The organism is Methylobacterium sp. 1A (genome assembly GCF_058072805.1).
This window is the reverse complement of record NZ_JBYQVE010000003.1, coordinates 499,499-512,992: the sequence shown is the minus strand read 5'-3', so window position 1 is coordinate 512,992 and position 13,494 is coordinate 499,499. Positions and strand designations below refer to the sequence as shown.

10 protein-coding genes and 1 pseudogene are annotated in these 13,494 nt (G+C 69.8%); 7 read left to right on the top strand and 4 right to left on the bottom strand.

Going from position 1 to position 13,494, the window contains the following annotated elements; all coding sequences use genetic code 11:
- Positions 1-18: 18 nt before the first annotated feature.
- The 5 genes from ACX9MN_RS34015 to ACX9MN_RS33995 all read left to right on the top strand — a co-directional run bounded on the left by ACX9MN_RS34015 (position 19) and on the right by ACX9MN_RS33995 (position 3,986).
- Positions 19-378, top strand: a complete 360-nt coding sequence (locus ACX9MN_RS34015) for an ArsR/SmtB family transcription factor (protein ID WP_489726622.1) — start codon at positions 19-21, stop codon at positions 376-378.
- Positions 371-808, top strand: a complete 438-nt coding sequence (arsC, locus tag ACX9MN_RS34010; RefSeq protein ID WP_489726621.1) for an arsenate reductase (glutaredoxin) — start codon at positions 371-373, stop codon at positions 806-808. Before ACX9MN_RS34015 ends, arsC begins: the two co-directional genes overlap by 8 nt.
- Positions 809-842: 34 nt before the next feature.
- The gene (locus ACX9MN_RS34005) at positions 843-2,138 is read left to right on the top strand and encodes an arsenic transporter (protein ID WP_489726620.1); all 1,296 of its coding nucleotides are present in this window, start codon (positions 843-845) and stop codon (positions 2,136-2,138) included.
- Positions 2,139-2,145: 7 nt separating this feature from the next.
- Positions 2,146-3,309 carry an MFS transporter gene (locus tag ACX9MN_RS34000; protein ID WP_489726619.1) on the top strand — a complete coding sequence of 388 codons (1,164 nt, stop codon included), beginning with the start codon at positions 2,146-2,148 and terminating at the stop codon, positions 3,307-3,309.
- 203 nt (positions 3,310-3,512) lie between these two features.
- Positions 3,513-3,986, top strand: coding sequence for a YidB family protein (locus ACX9MN_RS33995; RefSeq protein WP_489726618.1), 474 nt, complete (start codon positions 3,513-3,515; stop codon positions 3,984-3,986).
- 125 nt (positions 3,987-4,111) lie between these two features.
- On the opposite strand, the gene corA is transcribed toward ACX9MN_RS33995, so the two are convergent.
- Complete coding sequence (gene corA, locus ACX9MN_RS33990; protein WP_489726660.1) at positions 4,112-5,119, bottom strand: magnesium/cobalt transporter CorA; 1,008 nt, start codon at positions 5,117-5,119, stop codon at positions 4,112-4,114.
- Positions 5,120-5,360: 241 nt separating this feature from the next.
- Here corA and ACX9MN_RS33985 point away from each other — a divergent pair, with 241 nt between their 5' ends.
- The gene (locus ACX9MN_RS33985; RefSeq protein ID WP_489726617.1) at positions 5,361-7,493 is read left to right on the top strand and encodes a carbohydrate porin; all 2,133 of its coding nucleotides are present in this window, start codon (positions 5,361-5,363) and stop codon (positions 7,491-7,493) included.
- Between the two features lie 176 nt (positions 7,494-7,669).
- A pseudogene (locus ACX9MN_RS33980) lies at positions 7,670-9,559 on the top strand (potassium transporter Kup); the annotation flags it as partial.
- Here the strand turns inward: ACX9MN_RS33980 and ACX9MN_RS33975 are convergent.
- From ACX9MN_RS33975 to ACX9MN_RS33965, 3 genes are read right to left on the bottom strand one after another with little or no spacing between them, the layout of a single operon-like run.
- A complete protein-coding gene (locus ACX9MN_RS33975) occupies positions 9,523-10,401 on the bottom strand; it encodes a metallophosphoesterase (RefSeq protein ID WP_489726659.1) in 879 nt (292 codons plus the stop codon). The pseudogene ACX9MN_RS33980 and the gene ACX9MN_RS33975 sit on opposite strands and share 37 nt — an antisense overlap.
- A complete protein-coding gene (locus tag ACX9MN_RS33970) occupies positions 10,304-12,271 on the bottom strand; it encodes a patatin-like phospholipase family protein (protein ID WP_489726616.1) in 1,968 nt (655 codons plus the stop codon). Before ACX9MN_RS33970 ends, ACX9MN_RS33975 begins: the two co-directional genes overlap by 98 nt.
- Positions 12,268-13,494: a pyridoxal phosphate-dependent aminotransferase gene (locus ACX9MN_RS33965; protein ID WP_489726615.1), complete on the bottom strand. Its 1,227-nt coding sequence runs from the start codon at positions 13,492-13,494 to the stop codon at positions 12,268-12,270. Before ACX9MN_RS33965 ends, ACX9MN_RS33970 begins: the two co-directional genes overlap by 4 nt.

Below are 13,494 nucleotides of genomic sequence, written 5' to 3'. Positions count from 1 at the left end.
TTGATAATTGTATCGACGATGGACGAGACGCAAGCCCTCTCTGCCTTCCTGGCCCTCGGGCAGGAACACCGCCTCCGCCTGGTGCGGGCGCTCGTGACCGCTGGGCCGGGCGGCATGGCCTCGGGCGTGCTGGCCGAGGCGGTCGGCGTGTCGGCGGCCACCGTGTCCCACCACCTGAAGGAACTGAGCCACGCCGGGCTGGTCACGTCCCGGCGCGAGGGCCGCTCGATCATCTACAGCGCCGCCTACCCGGTGCTGTCGGGGCTGGTCCAGTTCCTCATGCGCGACTGCTGCCAAGGCCATCCGGAGGTCTGCGCCCCGGCGGTCGCCGCGCTCGCCGTTTGCGACTGTACCACCGGAGGGACCGCCCATGCCTGAGCCGTTCGACGTCGTGATCTACCACAACCCGGATTGCGGCACGTCCCGCAACACCCTGGCGATGATCCGCAACGCCGGCATCGAGCCGCACGTGGTCGAGTACCTGAAGACCCCGCCGAGCCGGGCGTTGCTGGTGCAGCTCCTCGCCCGCGCCGACCTGGGCGCCCGTGACGTGCTGCGCGAGAAGGGAACGCCGTTTGCCGAGCTAGGTTTGGGCGATCCGGCGCTGACCGATGCTCAGCTCCTGGACGCCATCGAGGCGCACCCGATCCTCCTCAACCGCCCGCTGGTCGTCACGCCCAAGGGCGTGCGCCTGTGCCGGCCGTCCGAGGCCGTGCTGGACCTTTTGCCGGTGCAGCAGGGCGAGTTCGTGAAGGAGGACGGTGAGCGGGTCGTGGACAAGCACGGCCGCCGCGTCGCCACCGCCTGAGCCTCGCGCCTGCCAACAAGAAGAAACCGCCCGGATGCTCGCGCTCGCCATCTTCCTCGTCACCCTCGTGTTCGTCATCTGGCAGCCCAAGGGCCTCGGAATCGGGTGGAGCGCCCTCGCCGGCGCCGGCGTCGCCCTTGCCACAGGGGTGATCCATCCGGGCGACATCCCGGTCGTCTGGCACATCGTCTGGGACGCCACCTTCACGTTCGTGGCGCTTATCATCATCTCCCTGCTTCTTGACGAGGCCGGGTTCTTTCATTGGGCCGCCCTGCACATCGCCCGGTGGGGCGGCGGCCGGGGCCGGCGGCTGTTTCCCCTGGTGATCCTTCTCGGCGCGGCCATCGCCGCCGTGTTCGCCAACGACGGCGCCGCGCTGCTGCTCACCCCCATCGTGCTGGCGATCCTGATGCGGCTCGACTTCAAGCCGGCGGCGGCGCTCGCGTTCATCGTCGCCTGCGGGTTCGTGGCGGACTCGACCTCCCTGCCGCTGGTGATCTCCAACCTCGTCAACATCGTCTCCGCCAACTTCTTCGACGTGACCTTCGGCCGTTACGCCGCCGTGATGGTCCCAGTGGACCTCGTCTCCCTGGCGGCGACGCTCGTGGTGCTCTGGGCCTACTTCCGGCACGACGTGCCGGCGACATATCCCGTAGACGCGCTCGAACGCCCGGCCGAGGCGATCCGCGACACGATGGTGTTCCGGGCGGCGTTCCCGCTGCTCGGCGTGCTCCTGCTGGCCTACTTCGTCACCGCGCCGTTCGGCGTGCCGGTGTCGGCCGTTACCTGTGCCGGCGCGGCGGTGCTGCTGCTGCTCGCCAACCGGGGCGGGATCATCCCGATCCGCAAAGTGCTGACCGGTGCCCCCTGGCAGATCGTGCTGTTCAGCCTCGGCATGTACTTGGTGGTCTACGGCCTCCGGAACGCGGGCCTGACAGACGAGCTGGCGAAGGGCCTGACCTGGCTCGCCGGGCACGGCCCGTGGGTCGCCACCGTCGGCACCGGCTTCGCCGCCGCGATCCTCTCGTCCGTCATGAACAACATGCCGAGCGTCCTGATCGGGGCGCTCTCGATCCAGCAGGCGCCGAACCTGTCGCCGCTGACCCGCGAACTGATGGTCTATGCCAACGTGATCGGCTGCGACCTCGGGCCGAAGTTCACGCCCATCGGAAGCCTGGCCACCCTGCTCTGGCTCCACGTCCTAGACAGCAAGGGCCAGAGGATCACCTGGGGCCAGTACATGAAGGTCGGCTTGGTCATCACCCCGCCCGTGCTGCTAGTCACGCTGCTGGCGCTGGCGGCCTGGCTGCCGATGCTCGGCACCCGGTAAACGGCCAGTGTCCGAAACCCGCCGCTGGCCGGTGATCTCCGCCCTTGGCGTGGTGCAGATCCTCACCTGGGGATCCTCGTTCTACCTGCCGGCGGTGCTCGCCGGCCCGGTCGCCGAGGGCACCGGCTGGCCGCTTGCCGGGGTGGTAGGCGGCCTGTCCCTGGGCCTGCTCGTCGCCGCGTTCGCCTCGCCGCATGTAGGCGCCGCGATCCACCGTCACGGCGGCCGCCCGGTGCTGGCGCTGGCCGCGCTCCTGCTCGCGGCCGGGCTGACCACGCTGGCCCTCGCCCCGATCCTGCCGGTCTACCTCGCCGGCTGGCTGCTGCTCGGCCTCGGCATGGGCTGCGGGCTGTACGATCCCGCGTTCGCCACCCTCGGCCGGCTCTACGGCACGGAGGCGCGGCCGGCGATCACGACGCTGACCCTGTGGGGCGGGTTCGCGAGCACCGTGTGCTGGCCGCTCTCGGCGTTCCTGGTCGCCCATGTCGGCTGGCGGGGGGCGTGCCTGGCCTACGCCGGCCTGCACCTCATGATCACCCTCCCGCTGGCGCTCCAGTTGATCCCGAAGGCCCCGGCGCTCCCGGCGGCGACGGGGCACCACCAGGCCATCACCGCCCCACTTTCCAAGCGGGAGCGGCGGGCGTTCCTCCTGTTCGCCGGGGTGCTGATCCTCGGCGGCGCGATCATGTCGCTGGTGTCGGTGCACCTGCTGACGCTCCTGCAGGCGCGAGGCGTGGCGCTGGCATCGGCGGTCTCCTACGGGGCGCTAATCGGTCCGGCGCAGGTTGGCGCCCGCGTCGTGGAAATGTCGTTCAAGGGCCGGCACCATCCGCTATGGACCCTCACGGCAGCCTTGGGGCTAGTCGCCCTCGGCCTGGTGCTGCTCGCCTTTGGCCTGCCCGGTGTTGGGGTCTGGCTGGTGCTCTACGGCGGCGGCAACGGGATCTATTCGATTGCGAGGGGGACGGTACCCTTGGCCCTGTTCGGTCCGATCCGTTACCCACTGGTGGTCGGCCGACTGGCCCGGCCGGGTCTGGTCGCGCAGGCTCTGGCACCGCCGGCGGGCGCGTTCGTGCTGACCCACGCCAGCCCCGATGCCCTTTGGTGGCTGCTGCTCTTTCTGAGCCTAGCTAACCTCGGCCTCGTCGGGGCGCTATGGCGGGCGCGATAGCTCGATCTGACCGCGTCATCCGGCTGTCGGGCCATAACCGCTAGCAGCTCATGGTTCGTGCAGCGGTCGCTCGCTCCGCAGTCCTGACGGCGCCCGGTCATCGGGATGCTGGGCCGCATCCCCTCGGCACCTACGAGCGTTTCCTGCCCCGGAACCCCATGGCGGCAGGCCTCGACTTCGCCGCCACAATCCGGAGATGGACCATGAGTGACGGCTACCCCTCCATGACAGCGCTGCTCGGCCTCCTCGCCCTGGCCGACTACCAGAACCGCGACAAGCTGGCGGAGATGTTAGGTGGCGCTGGCCAGGCCGCTCCAACCCCCGGAGGCCAGAGCGCACCGCAAACCGGTTCCGGGAGTGGCCTGGGCGGAATCCTTGGCGGCCTGCTGGGCAACCAGCAGAACCAAGCCCCAGGCGGCTTCCTGCACAGCGGCCTCGGAGAGATGCTAGAGCGCTTCCAGCAAGCCGGCCACGGGGCGGCCGCGCAGTCCTGGGTTGCCCAAGGGCCGAACCAGGAGCTTCCGCCGCAGCATCTTGAGCAGGCCATCGGGCCGGACGTCCTCGCCACGCTGACGCAGCGCACTGGCCTGTCCCGCGAGGAGCTGCTGTCCCGGTTGTCCCGCGAGCTTCCCCAGGCCGTCGACCGCTACACGCCGGATGGCCGGGTGCCGGCCTAGCCGACGTTCCCGGACCTCGACGACCTTGGCGGGCGCCGTTTCGGGGATCTTGAACCTGGTGACGGCGCTTGCCTGGCCACTGTGTATCGCGACCGTCGAGCGCCGGGTGGCCTTCCGACGGTCGGTCAGAGCCACCCGCTCTTCCGGAAGCGCCAATACAAGATCGTGCAGGCGGAGAAGATGACGCCCAGGACCATGAAGTAGCCATAGCGCCATTTCAGCTCCGGCATATTCTCGAAGTTCATGCCGTAGATGCCGGCAATCGCCGTCGGCACCGCGAGGATGGCCGCCCAGGCGGCAAGCCGACGCGTGATGACGGTCTGCTGCGCCTGCCCCAGCTGCAGGCTCGCCTCGAAGGCGAAGGCCAGCACCTCGCGCATCGCGTCGATCTCGTCCTGCACCCCCCGCAGGTGATCGGACACGTCCCGGAACAGGGGCTGCATCTCCTCGTCGATGGCCACGAGGTCGCCGTGCTCCAGCTTGCGGCAGACCTCGACCAGCGGCACCACGGCGGAGCGCAGCCGCAGGAGATCGCGACGCAGTTGGTACAGCCGCTCGACCTCGGCGGTCATCAACTCGCGCCGGAGAATGCGGTCCTCGATGGCCTCCACCTCGGCCATCACCGATTCCATCACCGGCGCGTAGTTGTCGACGATGAAGTCGAGCACCGTATGCAGGATGTAGTCCTCTCCGTGTGCCAGGAGCTTGGGGCAGGCCTCGGCCTTCTCGCGGGCCGAGGCGTAGGAAACGGAGGCGCCGTGGCGCACCGTGACCACGAACCCGCGCCCGACGAACAGTTGGGTCTCGCCGAGCGCGATCCGCCCCTCGACGATCTGGGCGGTGCGGGCAACCACGAAAAGGCAATCGCCGTAGCGTTCGAGCTTGGGCCGCTGGTGCGCGTTCTGCGCGTCCTCGATGGCGAGCGGGTGAAGGCCGAACTGGGCCTGGATCTCCGCCAACAGCTCCGCCGAGGGCTCGTAGAGACCGATCCAGACGAGATGTCCGTCCTTGTGAGCCCAGTCGCCAGCCTGCCCGATCTCCACGTCCGCCACGCGCTTACCGTCTGCGTAGGCGGCAGCCATCACGACCCCCGGTGTCTTCGGTGGGGCATGGGCACTGGTTCTCGCGAGCATCGTCCGCCCCCTCGGGTCGCCGACCTTGGCGCCTGGCGACTGCAACGGTCGAGATGCGCCGAGGGTCGCATGCACGAAAGCCCCATCAGGGGCGGGACATGACGGACGTCGAAGGTGTTGCCCCGGCTCAACAGACGCCTCTCGTTTGCGTGACCTCCCTTCTGTCGAAGCCGGCCGGCTTTGACTTCGCCGGTTCACCGTGACTGTTCGCTGGGAACGGGCACCTTGGAACATTGGGCGAATGAGGGACCGGGCGCTTCCCCCGTGCATCGACTGGCTCGCGGGCGTCTGCGGGCTCGCCATCCTCCTATCGCCCGCTCTCTCCCAGGCGGCCGATTTCCCGAGAAGGGAGGGGGCGACGCTCCCAACCTTTGTGGATTGGTCGGGCGGATACCTTGGCATGCAGGCGAGCGCGGGGGCCTCCTACGGTTCCTTCAACTTCGACCGCACGACCGTCGGGGGGCGGCCGGTTGAGGCGTTCCGGACCGGCGACGCCACGGGCAGTCGCGACCGGGGACAGAACGCTACCACCGCCCTCGGCGGCCTGTTCGGCGGCTGGACGTGGCAGACCGGACCCTGGGCCTACGGCATCGAGGCCGACCTCTCTGCGGCCAACCTGAAGCGCCCGCTAGCTCTGGCCACGCCAGGCTTCGGCTACGAGGAGCTCGACGTCGACGGCAGCCTGCTGCGTGCGAAGACCGACCTCTACGGTTCCCTGCGCGCTCGCCTCGGCTACAGCTTCGAGCGCTACCTGGTCTACGCCAGCTTCGGCCTGGCCAGCGCGAACTCGCGCTTCCTCGCCACCTATCCGGACCTGGCCAACGGCGGCGCTGTCACGGCGCGCGCCGAGCAGGGCTATCTCGGCTTCACCCTCGGCGCCGGCGTACAGTTCGCCTTCCACCCGAACTTCGCGCTCGGCATCGACTACCGCTACGTCGACCTCGGCGAGAGCCGCAGGTTCACCCTCGGCGCAGTGCCAGGCCCGGTCGGTGGGCCTGTGTCGACCAGAGCATATGCCACCGGCAACCAGATGTTCGCCCGCCTGATCTGGTTTCCGGATAGTTTGCGCCTGCCACCGGAGGAGGACGAGGCCGCTCCTCACGATCCGGGCGGCGGCGGGGGCGACCGCTTCTCGCTGCATGGGCAGACGACTTTGATCGCACAGGGCGTGCCGAGCTTCCGCTCGCCCTATCTCGGCCCGCAAAGCCTCGTGCCGGACCAGACGCAACAGACGACGACGGCGACGATCTTCCTCGGCCTCAAGCTGTGGGAAGGCACGGAACTCTACTACAACCCTGAGTTCAGCCAGGGCTTCGGCCTCTCAGGCACGACGGGCGTGGCCGGCTTCGTCAACGGCGAGGCCCAGAAGGCCGGAGCCGCCTTCCCACGCCTGCGCTCAAACCGCTACTTCCTGCGCCAGACGTTCGGCCTTGGAGGGGAGACCGAGGACGTGCCGGACGGCCCGAATCAGGTGGCGACCCGACGCGACATCGAGCGGTTCACCGTGGTCGCCGGCAAGTTCGCCCTGGGCGACTTCTTCGACGGCAACCGTTACGCCCACGACCCTCGCGTGGACTTCTTCAACTGGTCGCTCTGGGCCTCATCGGCCTGGGACTTTCCGGCGAACCTACCCGGGTTCACGCAGGGCGTGATGGCCGAGTACAACCGCAAGGAGTTCGCGATCCGGGCCGCCTACACGCAGGTGCCGAAGCAGCCCTCCAGCGACGTGCTCGACCCGCGGGTGTTCGAGCGAGCGGGGTTGAACATCGAGTTCGAGGGCCGCTACCGGATGCCGGCGCTCGACCGGCCGGGCGTGCTGCGGCTCGGTTTCTTTTCGAACGTCGGCAACGTGGCCGACTTCCGCCAAGTCGCGGCACTAACCCAGGCGGGCGTGTTCGACGACGCGGTCGCCGCCACCGCCCTGACGCGCCGCCCGCGCCGCAAGACCGGCTTCTACGCCAACCTGGAGCAGGAGCTGACGGACGACCTCGGCATGTTCGCGCGGGCGAGCTTCAACGACGGGCGCAACGAGAGCCTGTCCTTCACCGACATCGACCGCTCGTTCTCGGGCGGTTTCTCGCTGAAGGGCGCGGCCTGGGGGCGGCCAAGCGACACCGTGGGGATCGGCGCCGCGGTCAACGGCATCACCCCGGCTCACCGGGCGTTCTTCGCGGTCGGCGGCCTGGGTCTGCTGATCGGAGACGGGCGGCTGACCCGCTACTCGCCCGAGAGTGCGTTCGAGGCGTTCTACGCTGTGAGCCTGACGAAGGCGATGACGGTGACGTTCGACTACCAGCACGTCGAGAACCCAGCCTACAATGGCGACCGGGGTCCGGCCGACTTCCTGGCCGCCCGCCTGCACGTAGATTTTTGAAAGCAGCAGCCGGGGTCGCAGCCGACAGCTCCTCGGATCTCTGAGGCAGCCGTGGTGGTGGCCGAAGGAAGTGGGAGGCTTGCCCGACCGAGATATCGTGCGCCGAACGAACTGGGCCGCCTGGCCGTTGAAGGCCGATCCTGGCGGGAACCACCCGCGTTCGGAGGACGCGCTGGATGTCGGGTCACACAACGGATCTCTCGGCCTCGCAGACGCTGCCGTCGGCCAATGCAGGCCATGGCCCCAAGACGAGCTTCTGGGCGCTCACCCTCGGCTCCGTCGGCGTGGTCTACGGCGACATCGGCACGAGCCCGCTCTACGCCCTGAAGGAGTCCCTGCACGCCGCCGCGGGCGGGGGGCACGCCCCGACGCGCGAGATGGTCTTCGGCGTCGTGTCGCTGATCCTCTGGGCGCTGATCCTCATCGTGACGCTGAAGTACGTGCTCCTGGTCATGCGCGCGGACAATGACGGCGAGGGCGGGACCCCGTCGCTCGTCGCGCTGGCCCAGCGCGTGCTCGGCCATTCCGGCAGCTTCGTCATCATCCTCGGCATGGTGGGCGTCGCCCTGTTCTACGGCGATGCCATCATCACGCCTGCCATCTCGGTCCTGTCCGCCGTCGAGGGTCTCAAGCTCGTCACCCCGGCCTTCGAGCCGTACGTGCTGCCGCTCAGCCTCGCCATCCTGATCGGTCTGTTCGCGGTCCAGAGCCACGGCACGGCGCAGGTGGCGACGTTCTTCGGGCCAATCACGGCGTTCTGGTTCGTCGTCATGGCGCTCGGCGGCCTCGGTCACCTCGCCGACGACCTGAGCATCCTGGCGGCCTTCAACCCGGCCTACGGCGTCAGCTTCCTGCTCAATAATGGCACGGCCGGCCTGCTGGCGCTCGGCGCCGTCTTCCTCGCCGTGACCGGTGCCGAGGCGCTCTACGCCGACATGGGCCATTTCGGTCGCTCGCCGATCCGGGCGGCCTGGTTCGGTCTCATCCTGCCGGCGCTCGCCCTGAACTATCTCGGCCAGGGCGCCATGCTGCTCGCCCACCCCGAGCGCATCGAGAACCCCTTCTTCCTGCTTTATCCGTCCTGGGCCCTGCTTCCGATGGTGCTGCTGGCCACCGTGGCGACGGTCATCGCGAGCCAAGCCGTCATCACCGGCACCTTCTCGATCACCCAGCAGGCCATGCAACTCGGCCTGCTGCCGCGCATGCGCGTGTTGCGCACGTCCGAAACGGAGAAGGGCCAGATCTACATCCCGAGGGTGAACTGGTGGCTGCTCGTCGCCGTCGTGTTCCTGGTGGTGCTGTTCAAGTCGTCGAGCGCGCTGGCGGCGGCCTACGGCATCGCGGTGACCGGCGACATGGTCATTACGGCGACCCTGCTCTTCATCGTGGCCTGGAAGGCATGGCGTTGGTCGCCCGTGCTGGCGGCCGCTGTCATCGCTCCGTTCCTGCTCATCGAGTTGGTGTTCCTATCCGCCAACGCGCTCAAGCTACTCCACGGCGGCTGGGTGCCCCTGACAATCGGGGCAGCCCTCGTCACGGCGATGTGGACCTGGCGGCGCGGCTCCGCCCTGGTCGCGGAAGAGATCCGCCGACGGCGCGTACCGTTGTCAAACTTCACGCGCATGGCCGAAACCGGCTCGGTCCTGCGGGCGCCGGGCACGGCGATGTTCCTGACCGGATCGCCGGGGGACACGCCCGGGGCCCTGATGCACAACGTGAAGCACAACCACGTGCTGCATGCCCGCAACGTGATCCTGCACGTGGTCACGGACGACCTGCCACGGGTGCCGGAGGCGGAGCGCGTAACGGTCAAGCCTCTGTCGGACGCGTTCACCTGCGTGACGGTGCGCTTCGGGTTTATGGAGCTGCCCGACCTGCCACGGGCCCTGGCCGCAGCCGGGTTCGACGCGGGCAGCTTGTCCTACTTCCTTACGCGTCGGGTCCTGGTGCCCTCGCCCGAGACGGGCATGCCTGTCTGGCAGGACCGCCTCTACATCGCCATGGCGCGCGCGGCGACCGATGCGTCACGCTACTTCCGGATCCCGGTCGACAGGGCCGTCGAGATGGTGCCCGGATCGACATCTGAGGCCACGCTTACCGCGCGAGCCTCTACCTGCGATGTCGGCTTATCCGTAGGAACGACAACCAAGTCGCGCACGAACCCGGTGTCCTCATCGGCATGTCCTCGCGGATTGCAGACCACCCTCGTTCGCCCGACCCAATAGTCGGCTGCCTTGTGCACATGACCGTGGACCCACACGTCCGGGCCACGATCCAGGATCAGGTCCGTCAAGTCCGACGCGTAGCACCACGATAGGTCGGTATGTGGGTTTGACAGGCTGGCCGGATGGGGGGCGTGATGGGTCACGACCACGGTCGGCCCATCGTGAGGCCTAGCAAGCTCCGCCTCGATGAACGCTCGCGTGGCACGGTGCATCGCCAGCATCTCGCCCGGATGGATCCGGTTCCGCGACCTCGGGCCGGTCCTGATCCTGCGATAGTCCATCATGCCGAAGCGCCCCTCGGCGGTCCGGAAGGCGTGCGTGAGACCGTACGAGCCCAGCCTGTAGTCGGTCCAGGCGGTACCACCGGCGTAACGGGTGCCCCCGATCACCACGGCTTCGTCGAGCAGCAGGTGCATGCCGTGCCGGGCCGCCCGGTCGCGGCCGCGCTCGATCTGGTCGTAGATCGTGTAGCGGTCCTCACCCCGGTCCCACCAGAAATCATGGTTCCCCGGCACGTAGACGACCGGGACGCCGGGCAGGCGCTCGCCCAACCAGGCCAGGGCACGGGTCAGGGGCATGTGGACATCACCGGCGACGACGGCCACGTCGAAGCCGTTGGCAGGGGCGTGGGCTGCCGGGTCCCAGGCGTTCTCTTCCCATTCCTGATGGAGGTCCGAAAAAATCCAGGGGCGCTGACCGGCGGTCACGGCGCGCCTCCCTCGGCCAAGGCGTTCTCGGCCAGGCGTACGCGGATCTCGTCGAGGGTGACCGGCCGGAAATCGAAGCAGTCCACCCCGACGTCCGTGCTTGCGGCCGTACCTGGTAGCCGAGCTCGGCCGTCGTCTCGAAACTCGACCACGCCCGCAGGTCGACTCCGGCCAGGGCGGGTCTGAGCAGGACGGCGGCGCGGGTGACGGCCGCCATGGTCTGGGCGCCGCTCGACACCATGGCGGAGCGCAGGAGCAGGTGGGCGATGCCGGGAAGCTGGTCCGATATGCCCAGGAAGCGCCGGAACGCCTGCGCGCCCCGACCCTGCCGCGCCATGACTTGGAAGGCGGCGTCGCTGCCGACATCCACCGCGAGGACCGGCCCGCGGTCGAGGTCAGCCATCACGTCGGCGGGCAGATTGTTCATCATGCCGCCATCCACGAGGATGCCGTCCGCGCTCGCCACCGGAGGCAGCAACCCGGGAATGGCGATGCTGGCCCGAACCGCCCGGTCGAGGGGGCCCGCCCAGTGGACCATGGCGGTGCCGGTGGTGAGATTCGAGGACACGCAGAAGAACGGGCGCCAGAGATCCTCGATGCGGGCATCCCCGAAGCGCGCAGCCAATCCCGCATCCACCTTGGCTCCGCGCGTCAGGGCGTGGAACGGCAGGGTGTAGTCGTCGAGAGGATTGCGTCCGACGAAGGACGCGACCGTGTCGGCCTCGATCGCGTCGAGGCTCCAGTCCAGGGCGACGCTGGCGGCCAGGATCGAGCCCATGCTGGTGCCGCCGACGAGATCGATGTCGAGCCCGGCCTCAGCGAGCGCCCGCAGGACGCCGAGATGGGCGAGGCCGCGGGCCCCGCCTCCGCCGAGGACGAGAGCGCGGGCATGGCCGGACGCGATCCGGGCGAGCCGGGCGAAGTCGCCGGCGTGGTTCTCGCGGACCTGGAGCCGCAGGGAGAAGGGGAGCGCGGCGACGTCCGGATGCAGGGGGCGCGGCAGGCGCGCCTCGGCGGGCTGTGCCACCGCGAGGTCCATGCGGATCCAGGGAGAGCGGATCGCGGCCAGGTAGGCCGCCGCGCCCGACCGCGGTGGCGCGCCAGGCTCGGCCAGCAGCAGGACGTGGTCGGCGTGACGCAGGCAGAGCTGACACCAGGGGCAGTCGATCTGGTGGGCGACGAAGACTGTGCGGTCGTGCGCCTGCTCGTAGCGGTGGAACCAGGCCTCGTCGGCCTCGGGCGGCCACTCGGACAGGCAGCCGGTCCGCCCCGGCAGCGCGGCGTCGAGGGCCCGCGCCAGCCGCTCGCCGAAGGCCGTCGCCGTGCGGCCCTCGGTCACCGCCAGGACGGCGAAGCTCCGCGGCGCGTGGCGCAGGGTCACGCCCGTATGGGCGATGCGCAGCCGCGCGGCCAGGATCCGAGCGAAGTAAAGCAGCGTCCCGGGATGGGCGGCGATCAGATCGGCGAACGCGTCTCGGGAGAGCCGCAGGAGGTGCGTGTCGCGCAGGGCCGTCGCGGTGACCGAGCGCGGCTCGCCGGTGAGCAGGGCGAGCTCGCCCACGGTGTCCGGTGGGGACAGGCGGATGAGGCGGCGCACGCTGCCGTCGCGCGGGTCGCGGGTCGAGAGGCCGACCGCGCCGCTGACCAGCGTGTAGAGCGCGTCGGCCTCGTCCCCCTCCTCGAACAATGGCCGTCCCCCGGCGACCGCGACCGAGGTCATCCGCGCCCGGACCGCGTCGGCGGCCTCTCCGCCGAGGTCGGCCAGGAACGGGATCTCCGCGCGCCCCGACGCGATGGCGGCGGGGCCAGGCACGAGGTCGCAGATGTCGAGGCGTTCGGTGCTCATCGGCCGGCGCGCCGCAGCAGGTGATCCGCGAGGATCCCGAGCGCCGCACCGCTGCCGACGCGGCCGAGGCCGAGGCGCAGGCGGTCCGCGGGGATCGACGCCAGCGCAGAGTGCCACAGGGCGGAGGGCAACATGAGGACGCCGTCCTCCGCCGCAAGAATCCGCGCGAAGGTGGTCGCCCCCTCCCGCCCGCGGAAGCGGGGACAGGCGAAGGCGAGGTTCCTCGGCTCGTCCGGATCGAACAGGTCCGGATGGCGGTCGAGGAGCGCCCGCAGGCGGTGAAGGTTGCGTTGCCCGATCCCGCGGGCGCGGCCGGTCAGGTGCGGCTCGGCCTGCAGCGCGACCTGCGCCAGGATCTCGCTCGGCCGGGCGAGGCAGCTCGACAGCAGATTCTTGGCCGCGAGGATGCGGTCGAGCAGCGCGCGGTCGCGACAGGCGGCCCAGCCGACGCGCAGCCCCGGGAGCCCGAACCCCTTCGACAGCCCGTTGATGGAGATTCCGCGCTCGTACAGGTCGACGACGGGCGGAACGGCGCGCTCCGGGTCGCGGTCCGTCTGGCGGTAGACCTCGTCGTTGACGAGCCACAACCCGTGTCGGCGGCAGAGGTCGATCAGGCCGTCCAGGGTCGCTCGATCCAGCACCGCACCGGTCGGGCTGTTGGGGAAGTTCGTCAGCACGAGCCGCGTGTTCGGCCGGATGGCCGCCGCGAGGCGGTCGAGATCGAGGGGCCAGTTTCGGTCCGGGCGGAGAGCGACGCCGTCGGCCGCGCACAGGCGGGTCACGACGAGTTCCGAGGGCTGGTAGATCGGCACCACCACCACCGCGTGGTCGGCCGGACCGAGCAGCGCGCTCAGCACGCAGGTCACCGCTTCCTGCGCGCCCGCGCTGATCAGCACATCGTCCGCCTCGAGCCGGTGGTAGCGGGCGGAGACGGTGGCGCGCAGCCGGGGGGCGCCGCGCGGGTCGGCGTAGCCGAGATCCGCCGCCCGCCAGCGCCGACGATCCTCCGGGCCGGCGAGATGCAGCAACGCGGCGAGCGTCAGCGGTTCCGAATCCGAGGCCGCGAGGGCGTGGTGCGCGCAGCCCGACCAGCGGTCGAGATACGCCGCCAACGCGAACGCGCGCGATGGCACGATCCCGTGATCCTGCCGCGTGTCGGGGACGGCCTCCTCCGTCCGGGGGGCGGCCCACAGGCCCGGTCCAGCGTCGTCCTCGAGCGCCAT

Coding starts and splice junctions, on each gene's coding strand:
- ACX9MN_RS34015 (WP_489726622.1), top strand. CDS start 19: ATGGACGAGACGCAAGCCCTCTCTGCCTTCCTGGCCCTCGGGCAGGAA.
- arsC (WP_489726621.1), top strand. CDS start 371: ATGCCTGAGCCGTTCGACGTCGTGATCTACCACAACCCGGATTGCGGC.
- ACX9MN_RS34005 (WP_489726620.1), top strand. CDS start 843: ATGCTCGCGCTCGCCATCTTCCTCGTCACCCTCGTGTTCGTCATCTGG.
- ACX9MN_RS33995 (WP_489726618.1), top strand. CDS start 3,513: ATGAGTGACGGCTACCCCTCCATGACAGCGCTGCTCGGCCTCCTCGCC.
- corA (WP_489726660.1), bottom strand. CDS start 5,119: ATGCTCGCGAGAACCAGTGCCCATGCCCCACCGAAGACACCGGGGGTC.
- ACX9MN_RS33985 (WP_489726617.1), top strand. CDS start 5,361: ATGAGGGACCGGGCGCTTCCCCCGTGCATCGACTGGCTCGCGGGCGTC.
- ACX9MN_RS33970 (WP_489726616.1), bottom strand. CDS start 12,271: ATGAGCACCGAACGCCTCGACATCTGCGACCTCGTGCCTGGCCCCGCC.
- ACX9MN_RS33965 (WP_489726615.1), bottom strand. CDS start 13,494: ATGGCGCTCGAGGACGACGCTGGACCGGGCCTGTGGGCCGCCCCCCGG.